Origin of the sequence: Intrasporangium calvum DSM 43043 (assembly GCF_000184685.1) — a bacterium.
Taxonomy (GTDB): Bacteria; Actinomycetota; Actinomycetes; order Actinomycetales; family Dermatophilaceae; genus Intrasporangium; species Intrasporangium calvum.
This window is the reverse complement of record NC_014830.1, coordinates 2,856,051-2,874,049: the sequence shown is the minus strand read 5'-3', so window position 1 is coordinate 2,874,049 and position 17,999 is coordinate 2,856,051. Positions and strand designations below refer to the sequence as shown.

At 72.7% G+C, this 17,999-nt stretch carries 15 protein-coding genes; 10 read left to right on the top strand and 5 right to left on the bottom strand.

The genetic code is table 11. The features are described 5' to 3' along the window. Positions 1 to 20: 20 nt before the first annotated feature. The gene (locus INTCA_RS12985) at positions 21 to 242 is read right to left on the bottom strand and encodes a DUF3107 domain-containing protein (protein ID WP_013493382.1); all 222 of its coding nucleotides are present in this window, start codon (positions 240 to 242) and stop codon (positions 21 to 23) included. Positions 243 to 321: 79 nt separating this feature from the next. Continuing rightward, positions 322 to 1,011 (bottom strand): TetR/AcrR family transcriptional regulator, encoded by a 690-nt coding sequence (locus INTCA_RS12980; protein WP_013493381.1) that lies wholly within the window; start codon positions 1,009 to 1,011, stop codon positions 322 to 324. 103 nt (positions 1,012 to 1,114) lie between these two features. Between INTCA_RS12980 and moeB the strand changes: the two genes are divergently transcribed. The 4 genes from moeB to INTCA_RS12960 all read left to right on the top strand — a co-directional run bounded on the left by moeB (position 1,115) and on the right by INTCA_RS12960 (position 9,940). Further along, on the top strand, positions 1,115 to 2,293 hold the full coding sequence (moeB, locus tag INTCA_RS12975) for a molybdopterin-synthase adenylyltransferase MoeB (protein WP_013493380.1): 1,179 nt from the start codon (positions 1,115 to 1,117) through the stop codon (positions 2,291 to 2,293). Then, the gene (locus INTCA_RS19175; RefSeq protein WP_013493379.1) at positions 2,293 to 3,006 is read left to right on the top strand and encodes an MGMT family protein; all 714 of its coding nucleotides are present in this window, start codon (positions 2,293 to 2,295) and stop codon (positions 3,004 to 3,006) included. Before moeB ends, INTCA_RS19175 begins: the two co-directional genes overlap by 1 nt. 215 nt (positions 3,007 to 3,221) lie before the next feature. Further along, entirely contained in the window at positions 3,222 to 6,383 is a 3,162-nt protein-coding gene (locus INTCA_RS12965) for an ATP-dependent helicase (protein ID WP_013493378.1), read from the top strand. Beyond that, positions 6,380 to 9,940 (top strand): ATP-dependent helicase, encoded by a 3,561-nt coding sequence (locus INTCA_RS12960; RefSeq protein ID WP_013493377.1) that lies wholly within the window; start codon positions 6,380 to 6,382, stop codon positions 9,938 to 9,940. Before INTCA_RS12965 ends, INTCA_RS12960 begins: the two co-directional genes overlap by 4 nt. Before the next feature lie 19 nt (positions 9,941 to 9,959). Here the strand turns inward: INTCA_RS12960 and INTCA_RS12955 are convergent, their stop codons facing one another. Continuing rightward, positions 9,960 to 11,150 (bottom strand): phosphotransferase, encoded by a 1,191-nt coding sequence (locus tag INTCA_RS12955; RefSeq protein ID WP_013493376.1) that lies wholly within the window; start codon positions 11,148 to 11,150, stop codon positions 9,960 to 9,962. Positions 11,151 to 11,230: 80 nt separating this feature from the next. Here INTCA_RS12955 and nudC point away from each other — a divergent pair, with 80 nt between their 5' ends. Further along, positions 11,231 to 12,214, top strand: a complete 984-nt coding sequence (nudC, locus tag INTCA_RS12950) for an NAD(+) diphosphatase (protein WP_013493375.1) — start codon at positions 11,231 to 11,233, stop codon at positions 12,212 to 12,214. Here nudC and INTCA_RS12945 read toward each other — a convergent pair. Beyond that, a complete protein-coding gene (locus tag INTCA_RS12945; protein WP_013493374.1) occupies positions 12,204 to 12,473 on the bottom strand; it encodes a mycoredoxin in 270 nt (89 codons plus the stop codon). The two genes, nudC and INTCA_RS12945, sit on opposite strands and share 11 nt — an antisense overlap. Before the next feature lie 164 nt (positions 12,474 to 12,637). On the opposite strand from INTCA_RS12945, the gene INTCA_RS12940 reads away from it, so the two are divergent. The 5 genes from INTCA_RS12940 to INTCA_RS12920 all read left to right on the top strand — a co-directional run bounded on the left by INTCA_RS12940 (position 12,638) and on the right by INTCA_RS12920 (position 16,498). Next, positions 12,638 to 14,779, top strand: a complete 2,142-nt coding sequence (locus INTCA_RS12940) for an ATP-dependent DNA helicase UvrD2 (protein ID WP_013493373.1) — start codon at positions 12,638 to 12,640, stop codon at positions 14,777 to 14,779. Between the two features lie 140 nt (positions 14,780 to 14,919). Further along, on the top strand, positions 14,920 to 15,174 hold the full coding sequence (locus tag INTCA_RS12935) for a hypothetical protein (protein WP_013493372.1): 255 nt from the start codon (positions 14,920 to 14,922) through the stop codon (positions 15,172 to 15,174). Positions 15,175 to 15,440: 266 nt separating this feature from the next. After that, entirely contained in the window at positions 15,441 to 15,728 is a 288-nt protein-coding gene (locus tag INTCA_RS12925) for a WhiB family transcriptional regulator (protein ID WP_013493371.1), read from the top strand. A 93-nt stretch (positions 15,729 to 15,821) separates the two neighbouring features. After that, entirely contained in the window at positions 15,822 to 15,956 is a 135-nt protein-coding gene (locus INTCA_RS20475; protein ID WP_013493370.1) for a hypothetical protein, read from the top strand. 320 nt (positions 15,957 to 16,276) lie between these two features. After that, the gene (locus tag INTCA_RS12920) at positions 16,277 to 16,498 is read left to right on the top strand and encodes a hypothetical protein (RefSeq protein WP_013493369.1); all 222 of its coding nucleotides are present in this window, start codon (positions 16,277 to 16,279) and stop codon (positions 16,496 to 16,498) included. 99 nt (positions 16,499 to 16,597) lie between these two features. On the opposite strand, the gene INTCA_RS12915 is transcribed toward INTCA_RS12920, so the two are convergent. Beyond that, positions 16,598 to 17,947, bottom strand: coding sequence for an ABC1 kinase family protein (locus tag INTCA_RS12915; RefSeq protein ID WP_425311122.1), 1,350 nt, complete (start codon positions 17,945 to 17,947; stop codon positions 16,598 to 16,600). Positions 17,948 to 17,999 lie beyond the last annotated feature (52 nt).

Genomic DNA, 17,999 nt, shown 5'->3' with positions numbered 1-17,999 from the left:
CCCACTTTGGATCTCGTGACTCAGTGCGCCCCGAAACCCACGCCGGTCTTGCGCTCGGCTCCCATCGTCACGTAGCCGATCGAGCTGCTCGGCACGATGATGCGGCCGCCGCGCTCGTCGGTCAGCTCGAGCACCTCGCCCGAACGGGCGTTCCTGACCGCCTCGATGATCTCGTCGGCGCTCAGCGTCGTCTCGAAGGTGATCTCGCGTGCCACGTGCTGCACGCCGATTCGGACCTCCACGGTCAACCCACTTTCTCGTCGTCAGTCAGGGTGGGCAGCGATCCAGCCGGTCACCGGCTCGGTCCGCCCCCTCGTCACCTTAACCAGCGGTCGAGGCCACCGATTCCCGGCCGGACGCGCGCCCCTCCCGGCCGACGTTCGGGAAGGCGCCGAAGCCCCTCCGGATGAGCGCGCTGGTGATCCGGGTCGCGGTCTCCTTCGAGATCGTGTCCTCGTGGTCGAGCCAGTGCCGCGCTGAGGTCTGGGCCAGGCCCACGCAGCCGACGCCGACGAGGACCGCCTCGTCGTGCTCCATCGACGTCTCGGACCGGATGATGTCGGCCATCGCCTCCGCGCACGTCAGGTCGACCTGGTCGAGGCGCTTGCGGACCTCGGGATCGTTGGCGAGGTCGGACTCGAAGATGAGCCGGAACGCCGCGCCCTCCTGGGCGACGAAGTCGAAGTAGGCGTTGACCATGGTGTTGATGCGCGCCTTGTTGTCCTCGAGTGCCAGGGCGTCGCGGACGAGCTTCTCGAGCTCGGTGGAGTGCTGGTCGACGAGCGCGAGGTAGAGCTCGAGCTTGCCCGGGAAGTGCTGGTAGAGGACCGGCTTGGAGACACCCGCACGGGCGGCGATGTCGTCCATCGCGGCCTGGTGGTAGCCGTTCTCGACGAACACGCCGAGAGCTGCCTCGAGGAGCTGGGCGCGCCGCTCGGAGCGGGGGAGGCGCTGTCCGCGCGGCATCGGTGACGGCGTCGCGGGCTGACGGGTCGGCGTCTCGTCGGGCATGGGGGTCCTCGTGGTTCCTCTCGCGCACCGGGCCCACCACAAGCCGGTCGGCGACGGTGGACGACGATGTCGCTCTCACCATACCGACCAGTACCGTGGTGCCATGCCGTTCGAGCCACTGGTCAAGACGGGGCGACCACTGTCCGGCGAGGAGGTCACCCGCTACGCGCGGCACGTCCTCATCCCGGGTGTGGGTCGGGAGGGCCAGGAGCGACTCGCCGCGGCGCGCGTGCTCGTCGTCGGCGCCGGCGGCCTCGGTTCGCCGGCGCTCCTCTACCTCGCCGCGGCGGGAGTGGGCACCATCGGGGTCGTCGACGCCGACGTCGTCGAGCTGACCAACCTGCACCGCCAGGTGATCCACTCCGACGCCGACCTCGGTCGGCTCAAGACCGAGTCGGCGGAGGCGGCGGTCGCCCGGGTCAACCCGCACGTCGCGGTGGTCCGCCACGACGTCACCCTGGACTCCGGCAACGCGCTCGACATCATCAGGGACTACGACCTCGTCGTCGACGGCACCGACAACTTCCCCACCCGCTACCTCGTCAACGACGCCTGCGTGCTGCTCGGCAAGCCGCACGTCTGGGGGTCGATCCTCCGCTTCGACGGCCAGGTGTCGATCTGGTGGAGGGGCCACGGCCCGTGCTACCGGTGCGTCTTCCCCGAGCCGCCGCCACCCGGTGCGGTTCCGAGCTGCGCCGAGGGGGGAGTCTTCGGGATCCTCTGCGCAGCAATCGGATCGGTGCAGTCCACCGAGGCCATCAAGCTCCTGCTCGGGCTCGGCGATCCGCTGACCGGCCGCCTCCTGGTCCACGACGCGCTGCGCCAGTCGTGGGACACGTTGACGGTCCGGGCCGATCCCGAGTGCCCGGTCTGTGGGGAGAACCCCTCGATCACCGAGCTCATCGACTACGTCGAGTTCTGCGGAGTGCCAGGCGCGCCCACCGTCGGCGAGGGCTCGATCCCGGAGGTGTCGGTCCGGCAGATGGCCGACGAGCTGGCGGGCAGCCGACCGCCGCTCCTGGTGGACGTGCGCGGGCCCCAGGAGCGCGCCATCGCGTCCATCCCCGGGGCGGTCCCGATCCACCTCGACCGGTTCCGGAGCGGTGCGGCCTGGGACGAGCTCCCCCGCGACCGAAGGGTCCTCATCCACTGCAAGGTGGGCGGGCGGTCCGCCGAGGCGACCCGGCTGGCGATGCGCGCGGGCTACGTCGACGTGGCCAACGTCGCCGGCGGAGTCATTGCCTACCTGCGCGAGATCGACTCGAGCCAGCCGGAGTACTGATGGAGGCCTACGCACAGCGGGTCCTCGAGGTCGTCGAACAGATCCCGTCGGGGCGGGTCGTGGCCTACGGCGACATCGCCCGCGCGCTCGGGGAGGGCGGCGCGCGCAACGTCGGCACCGTGATGAGCCGCTACGGCTCCGACGTCCCCTGGTGGCGCGTCATCCGCGCCGACGGCCGGCCGCCCCAGGGTCACGAGGTGGTGGCGGTGGAGCACTGGCGGGCCGAGGGCACCCCGATGGTGGGTGGCCTGCTCGACGGAGCACGGGCGGACCTGAAGATCGCGCGCTGGCCGATCCCGCCCACGCCTGCGACGTCCCCCGGCCGGCGCGGCTCGCTCCACCACGTCGAGCTGTGGGTCGCGGACATCGCCGCCGCCAGGCGCGCGTGGGGCTGGCTGCTGAGCCGGCTCGGCTACCGCCTGGGTGACGACTGGGGGCACGGTCAGGCATGGGAGCTGGGGACGGCCTACATCGTCGTCGAGTCCGGGCCGGACGTCGTGGGGGGCGAGCACCAGCGCACGCGTCCCGGGCTCAACCACCTCGCCTTCCACGCGGGCTCCCGGCACGACGTCGACGACATCGTCGCTGCCTGCGCCGAGGGCGGGTGGACGCTGCTGTTCGCCGACCGGCACCCGTTCGCCGGTGGCCCGGACCACTACGCCGCGTACCTCGAGGACGACGCGGGTTTCGAGGTCGAGCTCGTCGCCGACTGAGGTCGGCTGCGAGCCGGTCGTGCCGTCTGTCGCCCGGAGGTCCCGACGCCGCCCGTATGCCGCTGGGCTCGCCCCGCGCCCCGGGTCCGGCGGGCACGGGGCCGGGCTGGGCGGCATACCCCTTGGTTGCGGCGCCCGCCACGGTCGGAGGCTGACGCGCGCGGGGAACCCGCTCGGTCCGGCAGGCTGTCGGCTCCTCGTGATGGAATCCTGCCGTGGTCATCCTCCGCCGAGCTCCAGCGCCCGTCGTCGGCGAGGTGAGCCTCGACGAGGGCCAGCGGCGCGCGGTCGAGTCGGAGGCGGGCGTCCTGCGGGTCCTCGGCGGCCCGGGCACCGGCAAGACGGTGCTGGCCGTCGAGATCGTCGTGGACGCGGTCGCCCGGGGGGCCCGCGCCGACGAGTGCCTGCTCCTGGCGGCCGGCCGGACAGCCGCCGGTGCCCTGCGTGAGCGCGTGACGGCGCGCCTGGCCGGCACCTCGACCCAGTCCCTCGCTCGCACCTGGCAGGCGCTCGGGTTCGGCATCCTGCGCGCTGAGGCGGCGCTGCGGGGGGACCCGCCCCCACGCCTGCTCAACGGCCCGGAGCAGGACGCGATCCTGCGCGACCTGCTGGCCGGTCACGCCTCAGGCGACGCGCCAGGGCCAGCCTGGCCGGAATCCGTGCGCGACGCGCTGGCAACCCGGGGCTTCCGCAACGAGCTGCGCGATCTGCTCATGCGCGCGGTGGAGCACGGCCAGGGCCCCGAGGATGTGCTCCGCCTCGGTGTCGAGCACGACCGGCCCGAGTGGGTCGCGGCGGCTCAGGTGCTGCGGGAGTACGACGAGGTGACGGCCCTCAGCCGGCATGGCGCCTACGACCCGGCCTGGGTGCTCACGTCCGCTGCGGATCTCCTCGAGGACGACCCGTCGGCCCTCGCGCGGCTCCATGAGCGGCTGCGACTGGTCGTCGTCGACGACGCCCAGGAGATGACGTCCGCCGCCGCTCGACTGCTGCGGGTCGTCTCGCGCGGAGGCCTGCGGATCGTCCTGCTGGGAGACCCCGACTCGGCGGTCCAGACCTTCCGCGGCGCCGACCCGCGGTTCCTCGCGCACGGTTGGGAGTCGCTCGGGGTCTCGCGGCCCGGCGCCGTGCCGCGGGAGACGGTGGTGCTTTCCGTGGGACACCGGCTCCCCGCCCCGGTCGCCGACGTCGCCTCGCGGGTCGTCCGGCGGATCGGGGCGCTCGGCGGGGGCGAGCAGCGCTCGGTCCAGCCGGCTCCCGGCCGGGCCACGGTCGACGTCGCGCTGCTGCGCTCGGTGGCCCAGGAGACCAGCCACATCGCCTCCGTCCTGCGGCGCGCCCACCTGGTCGAGGGAGTGCCCTGGACCGAGATGGCCGTCGTGGTCCGCGGCAGCGGCCGCGCCGCGACCCTGCGCCGCGCCCTGGCCCAGGCGGGTGTGCCCGTGGGCGCCGCGACCGCGGAGACACCGGTGCGGGACGAGAACGCCGTGCGTCCCCTGCTCACCCTGCTCGGGGAGGCCGTCCGGATCGCCCGTGGCCCGCGCCACGTCCTCGACCCGGTGACGGTCACGGACCTGGTCCTGTCGCCGATCGGCGGGTCCGACACCGTGGGCCTGCGCCGGCTCCGCAGGGTGCTCCGCCGGGAGGAGCTGGCGGACGGCGGGGGACGGTCCAGCGACGAGCTGTTGGCCGAGCTGGTGCGCAACCCGTTGTGGGCCGGCCGGCTCGGGGAGGTCGGGCGCCCGGCAGCACGGGTCGCCGGGGCGCTCGCTGCCGGGGTCGAGGCGGCACTCGTCGGGGCGGACGGGCGCTGGGGGGCGGGCGTGACGGCCGAGTCGGTGCTCTGGGCGATCTGGCAGGGGGCCGGCGTGGCCGACGCGTGGCGGCGCCAGGCCCTGGCCGGTGGACCCGGGGCCGAGCGGGCCGATCGCGACCTCGATGCCGTGCTGGGCCTCTTCGACGCCGCGCGAGCCTTCGTCGACCGGCTGCCCAGCGCCGGCCCGGACAAGTTCGTCGAGCACATCCTCGGCCAGGACGTCCCTGGCGACACGCTGCTCGTGGGCGGCCAGACCGGCGCCCAGGTCTCCCTCGTCACGCCACAGAGCGCAGCCGGCCGGGAGTGGCGCCTCGTCGTCGTCGCCGGCGTCCAGGAGGGCGTCTGGCCCGACCTCCGCCTGCGGGGATCGATCCTCGGCTCGGAGGACCTCGTCGACGTCGTGGGCCAGCGTCCGGTCGGGTTCCGCGCGGCCCAGGCGGCGGTCCGCTACGACGAGACGCGGCTCTTCCACGTCGCGGTCACCAGGTCCACCGAGCGGCTGCTCGTCACCGCCGTGGGCAACGAGGACGAGCAGCCGTCGGTCTACCTCGACCTCGTCGACCCACCCGAGGGCGGACGGCTGGCGGACGAGGTGCGGCCGCACACGGAGGTCTCGCGGCCGATGTCCCTGCCGGGTCTCGTCGGCGAGCTGCGCCGCGAGGTGGTGAGCCCGGACCCCGGGGTCGCCGAGCCGGCCCTGGCCCTGCTCGCCGCCGCGGCCGCCGCCGACGTCCGCGGGGCCGACCCCGGGCGATGGTGGGCGCTGCGCGACGTGACGACCGACCAGCCGGTGCGCCGCGAGGGCGAGCCGGTCCACGTCTCTCCCTCGAAGGTCACCTACTTCTCGGAGTGCGGGCTGCGCTGGTTCCTGACCTCCGTCGGGGGTGACGGTCCCTCGCTCGGGGCCGCCTCGGTCGGCACCCTGGTGCACGACATCGTCGCCGAGCGGCCCCACGCCACCCGCGAGGAGCTGGTGGCCGAGGTCGACGCGCGGTGGGGCCGGCTGGGCCTGCGGCGCGGGTGGGTCACCGAGCGGACCCGACGCGAGGCCCACGACATGGTGTCCCGCTACGTCGCCTACCGCGAGTCCGTCGCGAGGGAGTGGGAGCCGGTCGGCATCGAGACCGAGTTCCGGGTCACGGTCGGTCGAGCCGTGGTGGCCGGCCGGGTCGACCGCATCGAGCGCGACCGCCAGGGCCGACTGCGGATCGTCGACCTCAAGACCGGCACGAGCAAACCGACGCAGGCCGAGCTCGCGCAGCACGGACAGCTCGGCGCCTACCAGGTGGCCGTCGCCTCCCAGGGCTTCCCCACGCTCGGCGCGGAGAGTGCGGGTGCGGCGCTCGTCTTCATCGGCAAGGGTGGCCTGAGCGGCCTGCGTCCAGCCGTCCTCTCCCAGCCGGCGCTTGCTGACTCCGACGACCCCGACTGGGCGCGAGTCCTCGTGGAGCAGACCGCGGAGGGCATGGGCGCCGCGAGCTTCGTCGCCTCGCAAGGCAACTGCCGCACCTGCCCGGTGAAGTCCTCCTGTCCCGTGCAGCCGGAGGGAGACACCCTGTGACGACGACGACCGAGCGAGCCGCACCCGCCTCGTCGGGAGCGCGGTTCTCGGCACTTGACATCGCGCGCGCCCTCGACCTGCCGCCCCCGACGGACGAGCAGGCCGCCGTGGTCGAGGCAGGCCCCCGTCCCCTGCTCGTCGTCGCGGGGGCCGGCTCGGGCAAGACCGAGACGATGGCCGCCCGGGTCGTCTGGCTCGTCGCCAACGGGCTGGTGGCGCCCGACCAGGTGCTCGGGCTGACCTTTACCCGCAAGGCGGCGGCCGAGCTCTCGCAACGCATCGCCAAGCGGCTCCGCGGGTTGGTGCGAGCCGGAGTGTGGAGCCCGCCGGAGGACGACGGGGGAGGTGCCGAGGTCCTCGGGGGAACGCCCACCGTGTCGACCTACCACTCCTACGCGGGCCGGCTCGTCCGCGAGCACGCGCTCCGTCTGGGAATCGAGCCGGAGTTCCGCGTCCTCACCGAGGCTGGCGCATGGCAGCTCGCGGCCGAGGCGGTCTCCCGCTGGGACGGGCCGATGGACGGGGTGACCAAGGCCGAGTCGACGGTCATCGAGGCCGTCATGTCGTTGGCCGGCGAGATGGCTGAGCACGTCCGCGCACCGACTGAGGTCACCGACCACTTGGACGAGGTGATCGCCGCGCTGGAGCTGCTCCCCGACGGCGACGGGCGGGGCACCCTGATCCCGGCCAAGGAGATGCTCGGGGTGCTGCGCGAGCGTCGGGCGATCCTGCCGATCGTTCAGGCCTTCGTGGCGCTGAAGCGCGAGCGCGAGTCGCTCGACTTCGCCGACCAGGTCGCCCTGGCGGCGCGCGTGGCCGGCTCGGTGCCCGCGGTCGGGGCGATCGAGCGGGAGCGGTTCCGTGCGGTGCTCCTCGACGAGTTCCAGGACACGTCGGAGGCACAGCTCGCCCTGCTCCGCTCGCTCTTCCATGACGCCTCGGACGCCTCGGACGCCTCGGACGCCTCGGACGCCTCGGACGCCTCGGACGCCTCGGACGCCTCGGACCCTTCGCACGCCCCGGACGCCCCGGTCGCGCTGACTGCCGTCGGCGACCCCAACCAGTCGATCTACGGCTGGCGCGGGGCCAGCGCGACGACGCTGCTCCGCTTCCCGGCCGAGTTCGCCGACCGGCACGGCCCGGCCGATGTCCTGCCCCTGTCGACGAGCTGGCGCAACGACGAGCTGATCCTCGCCGCGGCCAACGTCACGGCAGCACCGCTCGCCACCGCGCACGTCCAACCGTTGCGGCCCCGCCCGGGGGCCGGGGCCGGGACGATCAGCATCGCACGGCGCGAGACTGCCCAGCAGGAGGCCGAGCACGTCGCCACCTGGATCGCCGCGCGATGGCGGTCGCCGAGCGGTCGGCGCACCGGCCGTTCCGCGGCGGTCCTCTGCCGGCGGCGTTCCTCCTTCCCCCTCGTGATGGAGGCGCTCCGCGAGGCCGGGCTGCCCGTCGAGGTCGTCGGCCTGGGCGGGCTGCTCAGCACGCCCGAGGTCAGTGATCTCGTGGCCCTGCTGTGGGTCGTGCAGGACCCCACGCGCGGGGACCAGCTGATGCGGCTGCTCACCGGGCCCGTCGTGCGGCTCGGTGCGGCCGACCTCGACGCCTTCTGGGCTTGGGCCAAGGAGCTCCACTCCCGGCCGTGGCGGCCGGGCCACGCCGGGAGCGCCGCCCAGGGGGTCCTGCCCATCGAGAGAGACGGCCACGACGCCGGCCCGTTCTCCGGGCGTCCGGGTCACGACCTGCCCGACGACTCAGTACGGACGTCTGACGACTCAGTACGGACGTCCGACCTCGCTGCCGACAGCGCCGACGGTGCGACGCTCGTCGAGGCGCTGGATGAGCTGCCCCCGGCTGGCTGGCGCGGGTTCCGCGGGTCCCAGCTCAGCGACGAGGCGCGGCGCCGCCTCCAGTCACTCGCGGACGTGGTGCGACGGCTACGCGGACTCACGGCCCTGCCGCTCGTCGACATGGTCGCGGAGGCCGAGACCGCCGTCGGACTCGACATCGAGGTCCTCTCGCGTCCGGAGCACACGGCTTCGACGGCCCGCGTGCACCTCGACGCCTTCGCCGACGTCGCCGCGCGCTACGCCATGAGCTCGGACCGCCCCACGCTCGCCGGGTTCCTCGCCTGGCTCGAGGCAGCCCGCGAGCAGGAGCGGGGGCTCGACGCCGGGACCGTCGAGTCCGACAGTGACGCCGTCCAGGTCCTCACGGTGCACGCGGCCAAGGGGCTCGAATGGGACGTCGTCGCGGTCCCAGGCCTCGTCGAGGGCGCCTTCCCGGACCACAGCTCGACGTCCGTCGCTCCACTCGATCCGGTCGGGGAGGCAGCCGACGCGGACACCCCGGTCGAGTACGGCTGCTCCGGAACCCCGAAGGACAAGGGCTGGCTCATCGGGCTGGACTCCCTTCCCTACGACCTGCGTGGCGACCGCGACGGCCTCCCTCGGCTCGACTGGCGTGCCTGCACCGACCGCAAGGCTCTCGGCGCCGCGATCGAGGCCTTTGCCCTCGAGGGGGGCCGGCATGCCATCGCCGAGGAGCGCCGGCTCGCTTACGTCGCCGTCACCCGGGCCCGCACCGACCTGCTCCTCTCCACCCACCTGTGGGGCGTCGGCAAGAAGACGCTGTCGGTGCCCTCGCGGTTCCTCCTCGACATCAAGAGCGGCTTCGCCGGGACGGTCTCGGTCGAGCACTGGCATCCGGCCCCGGCGCCGGTCATCAAGAACGGCAAGGCGACCGCGCCCGCGAACCCCCACCTGACCGAGCCGATCTCGGCGAGCTGGCCGCACGATCCCCTTCGGCATCGGCGAGAGCTCCTCGGCACCGTCCCCGAGCGGCTCCGGGCGCTCGCGGCGGTCGGGCCCCCGGACCTGTCGCGGGACGCCCGGGCCGACGACCTGCGGCTGCTCCTCGCGGAGCGCGCGCTGCGCGGGGTACGCGACGAACCCGTCGTCAACGTGCCGCGGCACCTGTCGGCATCAGAGGTCGTCGCCTTCGCCCGCGATCCAGAGGCGTTCGCGCTGCGGCTGCGGCGTCCGATGCCCGAGCCGCCCGCCGTGGCCGCACGGCAGGGGACTGCTTTCCACGCCTGGGTCGAGGAACACTTCTCGCGTGCGGCGATCGTCGACCTGTGGGACCTCCCCGGCAGCGCCGACGAGGAGGCCGGCTCGGACGGGGACCTCGACCGCATGCGAGCGAACTTCCTGGCCAGCGAATGGGCCGACCGGGTTCCGGAGGAGATCGAGCTGGCCATCGAGACGATGGTCGACGGGATCGCGGTTCGCGGCCGCATCGACGCCGTCTTCCCTCGGGACGACGGTGGGTGGACGGTCGTCGACTGGAAGACGGGGGCGCGGCCGTCCGGGCGCGAGGCCGAGGTGAGGGCGCTCCAGCTGGCTGCCTACGCGCTGGCCTTCGCACGGCTGCGCGGCGCCGACCCCGCTCTCGTCGACGCCGCCTTCTACTACGCGTCCGAGGGCGTCACCGTCCGGCCAAACGTGCCGGACCAGGCGGCCCTGACGGCGATGCTGTCGACCATCCCGGACTGAGCCGCCAGAGGGGACGATGTCAGTCTGAGGGCCTCGTCGGGATCGGCTGGCCGTCCTCGGGGCGCTGGGGGAGGCCTTCGTCACGGCCCGCGGGCGCGTCCTCGTCGGGCTGCAGTCGGCCGGCTTCGTCACCGTGGCGGTCGAGGGTCTCGCCGATGGCCTGGGTGGCCGACTGGTCGGGGAACATCCGGTGCGGCTGGGTGGCATCCCAGTCCGGCTCCGGCACCGGGGAGGCAGCCGGTGACCACGGCTGCGAGGTCATCTCCGCTTCGAGCGCGCGCTGTTCATCCGCCACCGTGATCTGCTCGTCCAGCTCACGCAGCGACGCCGCTGCCTGGTCCACGACCTCCCGGGCACCACCGACGAGGGCTCGGAGCAGGGTGCGCATCGGGGTCATCTCGGCGGCGAGGTGTGCGCGCGCCAGGAGGTTGCCGTCGGGCTGCTCGACCCGCGACTGGGCGTAGGCGCGGAGCACGTCGTCGACAGCCGCCGCGGGAGCAAGGCGCACGAGGTCGGCGAAGTCGTCCGCAGGGTCGCCGACGCGCGACTCCTCCCAGCCCAGCACGCCACGGACCTCTCCCGACTCCCGGTCGTCGTCGTCCTCGAAGGAAGCCAGCACGTTGTCGCCGACGAACGAGCCATGGACCGCCGTCGGTGCGAACCGCCAGAGGGAGATGTCCTCGAGTCGCTGCTCCCAGCGCGTCAACAGGTTGGTGGGGACGTGTCCCGTGGCCGCCGCCCGGTCGAGCTCGGAGAGCTGCCGGCGACGGTGCGCCTCCGCGTCGTAGGACGGCCGGCCAGCCTCGTCGAACACGGCGGTCTCGATGTTGTGGAGATGTCCGAGAGCCCTGCCCAGGGCGGAGGCGAGACCGCCGGGCGGCAGGACACGGAAGTCGAGCGGGCGTCCCGGCAGGCGGAGGTAGACGATCGCCCTGCCCTCGGGGACGGTCACGCTTCCCCGGACCAGCGGCATGGCGAGCTCCAGCCGTCGAGCGAGGAGCGGGCCCAGGGTGGCCACCGCCTCGAGCTCGGCGCCGGCGCCGTGGGTCACCGGAGCCTTGATCACCCAGCGGCGCTCCTGCTGGTCGGTCACGAAGGCGATGTCGAACGACCCACCGGCGCTGGTGGGTACTCCTTCGACGGAGACGGGGTCGAGACCCGGCACGGCAGCGCTCGCGAGCGCGGCGAGGACGAGCGGGCTTCGGGTCACGCTCCCACCGTAAGGTGAGCGCCCGGCCGATGGTGGGAGGCTCCGGGGCGTGCCCGGCCCAGCCCCCGTAGGGTGACGAAGTGGTCCGAAGCAGAGACATCCTGTCCGACGTCGCCCTGTCCGCCGCGACGCTCGACCGGTCCGGGCACGAGCGTACGGAGGAGCGGCTGGTCGATCGGCTGCTGGCGGATCCGCTGACTCTCGTGCTCGAGCTGAGGGGCGACCGGGCACTCGTCGAGACGGTGGGTCCCGGGGGCGCTGGCTCTGGAGGCCGTCTCCTGCGACTCCGGCTCCGGTCCCCCCAGCAGGAGGACCTCGAGGGTGTCGTCATCTTCGCGGGACGGGATCGGGAGGGTCGCGCCCATGTCGGGGTGGCTCACCCGCCGGAGGGGTCGCCCGAGCTGGCGCCACCCGGCTCAACCGGGTCCGACGAAGGCGGCTGGCTCACCCTGCGCCAGGCCGGGGCGGGGCTCGACGACGACGATGCGAGCCTCTTCACGACGGTCCTGGCTCTGGCGAACTGGCACGGCACCCACACCCACTGCTCCCGCTGCGGTGCAGCGACGGCGCCGGCACAAGGAGGTTGGCTCCGGGTCTGCCCGAACGACGGGAGCGAGCACTATCCGAGGACCGACGCTGCCGTCATCATGGCGGTCGTCGATGACAGCGATCGACTCTTGCTCGGGCGCGGACCGCAGTGGCCGGAGGGACGCTTCTCGGTCCTGGCCGGCTTTGTGGAGCCCGGAGAGTCGTTCGAGGCAGCCGTGGCTCGCGAGGTGGCCGAGGAAGTGGGCCTCGAGGTCACCGACGTCCGCTACCTCGGCAACCAGCCCTGGCCCTTCCCGTCATCGGTGATGATCGGGTTCACCGCGCGGGCGCTCAGCACGGACCTCGACATCGACCCCAACGAGGTGAGCGAGGCCCTGTGGGTCACCCGGGACGAGTATCGGGCCGCTCTTCGGTCGGGGACCATCCGCGCCCCCTTCGGGATCTCCATCGCGAAGCGGATCATCGAGCACTGGCTCGGCGAGACGATCGAGGAGGCGGTCGACGTCAGGCGCTGAGCCGGGCCTTGACCTCGGCGAGCGTCGGGTTCGTGGCGGCGCTGCCATCAGGGAAGAGCACCGTCGGGACCGTCCGGTTCCCGCCGTTCACGTGCTCCACGAAGTCGATGTGCTCCGGCTGGTCCTCGAGGTTGACCTCGGTGTAGGCGAGCCCTTCGCGCTCGAGCTGGCTCTTCAGCCGCACGCAGTAGCCGCACCAGCTCGTCGTGAACATCGTGATGGTGCCTGGTTCGGGCTTGAGCGGCGTCGCGTTCGGCATGGTCTCTCCGTGAGTGGGCTGAGATGGGGCGGCCAGGGTGCAGCCGTCAGATCGTCAGAGCGTCAGGCTTCGGTGCGAGGATGGCTGAAGCCACCCGGCACAGGGAACTGCCGGGGGGCCGTTGAATATTCCCCTACCCGCCGCAGAGCCACCAGGAGCGACCGCTGTCCGCCGCACTTCACCCGGACGACATTCTCGAACGGCTCGACCCCGAGCAGCGTGAGGTCGCCTCGGCGCCTCCGGGGCCGCTCTGTGTCCTGGCCGGCGCGGGCACCGGCAAGACCCGCGCCATCACGCACCGGATCGCCTACGCCGTCCACTCCGGCGTGCAGCAACCGCAACGGATCCTCGCGGTGACCTTCACGGCCCGCGCCGCCGGGGAGATGAGGACCCGCCTGCGGGCGCTCGGGGTGCAGGGCGTGCAGGCTCGGACCTTTCACGCGGCCGCTCTCAGGCAGCTGCACTACTTCTGGCCCCAGGCCATCGGGGGAGCGGCACCTGAGGTGATGAGTGTGAAGGCGCCGGCGGTGGCAGAGGCCGCGAGCCGCCTTCGCCTCCAGTTCGACCGGACGGCGATCCGCGACCTCGCGTCCGAGATCGAGTGGTCCAAGGTCAACCTCCTCACGCCCCAGTCCTACTCCGCCGCGGCGCGCGCGGCGCACCGGGAACCGCCCGGTCTCGACCTCACCGCCATGGCTCGCCTGCTGGAGGCCTACGAGGACGTGAAGGCCACCCGGGGCGTCATCGACTTCGAGGACGTGCTGCTCCTCACCGTGGGTGTGCTCGAGGACCGGGACGACATCGCACGGACGGTCCGGGGCCAGTACCGGCAGTTCGTCGTCGACGAGTACCAGGACGTCAACGCGCTCCAGCAGCGGCTTCTCGACCTCTGGCTCGGCGGGCGCGACGACGTGACCGTGGTCGGCGACCCGGCCCAGACGATCTACTCCTTCACGGGCGCGTCCCCCGAGCACCTGCTCCGCTTCCCGTCGCGGTTCCCCGGCGCCAGGACCGTTCGGCTCGTCCGGAACTACCGCTCGTCGCCCCAGATCATCCAGCTTGCCAACGCCGTCATCGCGTCCGGACCTGCCGGCGGTCGGACGGCCTCGGTCGCCCTCACCGCGCAAGGGGAGCCGGGGCCGGCCCCGGTGCTCCTCGAGCACTCCGACGACCCCGCGGAGGCGGCCGCGGTGGCGGAGCGGATCGCCAAGCTGATCGGGGGTGGCCACGCTGCAGCCGAGATCGCCGTGCTCTTCCGGACGAACGGCCAGTCCCAGGCCATCGAGTCGGCCCTCGCCGGCTCCGGCGTGCCCTACCTCGTCAGGGGAGGCGAGCGGTTCTTCGCTCGGAGGGAGGTCCGCGACGCCATCCTCCTGCTGCGCGGCGCGGCGCGGAGCGACGACGGGAGCAAGCCCCTCGGCCACATCACCCGTGACGTGATCTCGGGCGCCGGCTGGGCCCCCGAGCCGCCGACGAGCGGTGGTGCGACCCGGGAACGGTGGGAGTCGCTGAACGCTCTCGCCGGGTTGGCCGACGACCTGGCTGCAACCGCCCCGGACGCCCGGCTCCCGGAGCTGGTCAGCGAGCTCGACCGGCGCGCGTCCGAGCAGCACGCGCCGGCGGTCCAAGGCGTCACCCTGGCCAGTCTCCATGCCGCCAAGGGACTCGAGTGGGACACCGTCTTCCTCGTCGGCGCCTCCGACGGACTGATTCCGATTTCCTTGGCCGAGGGAGCCGACGCGGTGAACGAGGAGCGTCGCCTGCTCTATGTCGGCGTCACCCGAGCGCGGCGGCAGCTGTTCCTGTCCTGGGCGGCGGCGCGCAACCCCGGCGGGCGCCCGACCCGCCGGGTGTCGCGCTTCCTCGGGCCGGCCGAGGGCATCCTCGGAAGCGGGGCCCGGGCCGTGACGACCGCCCGCGCTCGGACGCGTGGGCCCAAGGTTGCCGCCGTCGTGACCTGCCGCGGTTGCGGCGTCGTCCTCACGAGCGCCGCGCACCGCAAGACTGGGCGGTGCGATGACTGCCCACCGACCTACGACGAGGCCCTCTTCGAGCGGCTGCGCGCCTGGCGGCTCGGCGTCGCACGGGAGGCAGGTGTCCCGGCCTTCGTCGTCTTCACCGACGCGACCCTGACGGCGATCGCCGAGCGCGAACCGGCCGACGAGCCAGCGCTGTCGACCATCAGCGGGGTGGGCGCGCGCAAACTCGGACAATACGGGTCCGACATCCTCGCTCTCCTCGGTGGGGCGGACCCGGAAGAAGTGCTCCAGAACCGCTCTGCCGCAGCCGAACTCACGGAGGCGTAGAGCCCTCGGAAAAAAAGTTCCCGAATCCTCGAAAATTCGGTTGTGGCGCCGCTCGGCCCCTGCGTACCCTGAACGAAGTCAAGCCCACTGGCTGAGGTAGCCGGCTGGGACCCGCGAGTTGAGTGAGGAGGGTTGGCCCAATGAGGAACATCACGATGACGATGAACGCAGGCTCCTGCGTCGTTTCGGCACGTCCGCGCCCGGCCAACGCGCTCCTCGCAGCCGCCGCTGTCCAGGCCCAGGGGACAGTTCTGTCCTTCTTCGTCCCGGCCGATGCGCTCCACCTCGACGACCGCAAGGTCACGGGACTCACCCCGGCCACCGATGTGGACCTCGCCGCCATCTACAAGACACCCGATGTCGCTCGCTCCCGCTCTGGGAGGCCACCGGTCTGAGTTAGACCACAGCCTCACCTCCAGGCCGCGAACCCGACATCACCGGGTCCGCGGCCTTCGTGTTCCCCGAGAACAGATGCCGCTCAACGACAACCTCCACCAGAAGCACCCACCAGGTGCCAGACAGATACGGGACCACCATGACTCCCCGGATGCAGAGCAGCAGGACCGAGACCCGCACCTGTGGTGCCGGGCTCCAATCCCGAAAGGACACGAGACAGCAGGCCAGCCACACCAGCGGCAGGCCTGAGACGGAGGTGACAGCGATGCAGCTGAGCGAACTGCTCGACCTCGGCACCGAGGCCCGGGAGATCGGGGAGTCCATTCCCTGCCGGGACTACGACGCCGAGCTCTGGTTCGCGGAGCGGCCGGAGGACGTCGAGTTCGCCAAGACCCTGTGCGGCCTGTGCCCGGCCCGCCTCCAGTGCCTCGCAGGCGCGCTCGAGCGTCAGGAGCCCTGGGGCGTCTGGGGCGGGCAGCTCCTCGTCCAGGGAGCTGTCGTCGCCCGAAAGCGACCCAGGGGCCGCCCGCGCAAGCATCCGGTGGCCGCCTGACTCCCCGTCGCCGAGCGATGACCGACGACGCGGCGAACGTCCGCCGCACCCCGACCGACCACGAACCACCACCAACCCGACCAGGAGGTCGTCATGGAGAACTTGGAGCTCCTGGCCCGCGACCGGATCCGCGACCGTGTGCAGCGAGAGGACCGCAGCGGCACCCGCCGCAGCGCCCGGCTGATCACGCTGGAGATCCGCGCGAGCCGACGCCATCACCGAGGGTGAGGCGTGCGGCTGGCCAGCTCAGCGAGCGGTTGCGCCGCCACCGCCCGACGGTGCAGCAAAGCCGGACCAGCCAACGGAACACCGCGAACGAGCCGCGGGTGACGCGAACGTCACCCGCGGCTCTGCCTTTCACCCCCAAGGCCGGCGGCCGGCCGCGCGTGTGGGGACCCGCAGGGGGTAAGGGTGCCCTGACCAGTCGTGCCGGCCGCGCCCCCAGACGGGCCTCGACGGCGACACGCCTTTCCGCGGGCGTCCCACCGATGTCAGCACAGGGGCGGATACTCGAAATGAGGGGGAGAGAGAGACAGGGAGGTCTCGAGATGACACTGAAGATCCATGAACCCATCGGCGACACCGGGGAGCTGACGCCCCTGTTGACCTGCTCGTCGTGTGGCACCACCCCCGCGCCACCGGACCAGGCACGTGCTCGGCTCACGTGGAGCCGCAGCGTCGAGCGGGGGCGCACCCTGTGGGCCTGCGAGCGTTGCAGTCGTGACAACATCCGGTCGATCGAGAGCAAGCTCGACCCGGACTGGTGGTGACCCGGACCCCGCCACGGCGGCGTTCGCCCTACCCCACAGGGTGAGTCCAGCGCGCACCGACTCCGCCCGGACCGCTGACCGAGCCCAGCGGCATACGGCTCACTCGTCGGGGGACGGCTCGGAGAGCGGCGGCAGGTCGGCCCCCGGAAGGAACGCGTCGACCGCCTCACGGCCGCGCACCGTTCCGCCGAGCTGGCTCAACACCCCGATCCCGCCACCCCAGACCCGGTGGATGAGCAGGTAGTCCGGCGGCAGGTTGAGCTTGTAGGCGAGCACGTAGTTGGGCTGCCGTGGGTCGTTGATGTGGGCGAAGACGCCGCGCAGCCAGCTGCGCGTGAAGGTGAACTCGTCGGCCCGCAACGGTGCGATGAAGGGCTCGAGGTACTCGAGGAGACGCTCCGCGTCGACGTCGATGTCCGGTTTGACGAAGCCCGACTCCCGGAGTCCGCTGAGCACGGCCGCGGCGCCCCCCTGCAGGCCCGCCGTGAGCAGCCGGCCCATCTCTGGTGGCATGCCCTCGGGGAGGCGGTTGACCGCCCCGAAGTCGACCACTCCGAGCCGGCCGTCGGGAGTGATGCGAAAGTTGCCGGGATGGGGGTCGGCGTGCAGCAGCCCGGCCTCCGCGGGACCGGCCAGGAGAAACTCCATGTAGAGCTGCGCTGCCTCGTCCCGCTCGCGTTGCGAGCCGTCCCGGATGATCTCGCTCAGGGGCCGGCCCTCGACCCACTCGGAGACGATGACGTGCTGGGTCCCACGGACGAGGCGCGGGATCCGGAAGTCGGGATCGTCCGTGAAGGCATCGGCGAAAGCCGCCTGGTTCTCCGCCTCGAGGCGGTAGTCCAGCTCCTCGGCCATCCGCTCGCGCAGCTCGTCCAGGATCGGCCCGAGCTCGATCCCCGGAACCCAGCCGGCGGCCACCTTGACCACCCGGGAGAGCTGCCGGAGGTCGCTCATGAGGGCAGCCCCGGCGCCGGGGTACTGGATCTTGACGGCCACCTCGCGGCCGTCCTCCCACATCGCGCGGTGGACCTGGCCGATGGAGGCGGACGCGGCAGGGTGGTCGTCGAAGGACCGGAAGTGTCGCCGCCACTGGGTCCCGAGGTCGGCCCGGAGCACGCCGTGGACGGTGCTCGTCGGCATGGGTGGGGCGCTGTCCTGCAGCTTGGTCAACATGGCCCGGTAGGGGCCGGCCATCTCCTCGGGGAAGGCCGCCTCGAAGATCGACAGCGCCTGGCCGAACTTCATCGCCCCGCCCTTGAGCTCGCCGAGCACCTGGAAGAGCTGCTCGGCCGTGCGCGCCTGCAGCTCGGCGGCGACGATCTCGGCCGGCCTGCCGCCGAGGCGCTTGCCGAGCCCGAGAGCGGTGCGGCCGGCGAAGCTGAGGGGCACGCTGGCGAGCTTGGCGGAGCGCACGACAGCCTTGCGCGGCAGCTCGGACACTCGGCTCACCCCCAGATCGGTCACCCTGACTCTAAACGGCTTCCGGCTCAGGGCCGTCACG

Bases quoted from the DNA above. Each gene is read 5' to 3' on its own strand.
- INTCA_RS12980 (WP_013493381.1), bottom strand. From the start codon at position 1,011: ATGCCCGACGAGACGCCGACCCGTCAGCCCGCGACGCCGTCACCGATG.
- moeB (WP_013493380.1), top strand. From the start codon at position 1,115: ATGCCGTTCGAGCCACTGGTCAAGACGGGGCGACCACTGTCCGGCGAG.
- INTCA_RS19175 (WP_013493379.1), top strand. From the start codon at position 2,293: ATGGAGGCCTACGCACAGCGGGTCCTCGAGGTCGTCGAACAGATCCCG.
- INTCA_RS12945 (WP_013493374.1), bottom strand. From the start codon at position 12,473: ATGCCGAACGCGACGCCGCTCAAGCCCGAACCAGGCACCATCACGATG.
- INTCA_RS12935 (WP_013493372.1), top strand. From the start codon at position 14,920: ATGAGGAACATCACGATGACGATGAACGCAGGCTCCTGCGTCGTTTCG.
- INTCA_RS12925 (WP_013493371.1), top strand. From the start codon at position 15,441: ATGCAGCTGAGCGAACTGCTCGACCTCGGCACCGAGGCCCGGGAGATC.
- INTCA_RS20475 (WP_013493370.1), top strand. From the start codon at position 15,822: ATGGAGAACTTGGAGCTCCTGGCCCGCGACCGGATCCGCGACCGTGTG.
- INTCA_RS12920 (WP_013493369.1), top strand. From the start codon at position 16,277: ATGACACTGAAGATCCATGAACCCATCGGCGACACCGGGGAGCTGACG.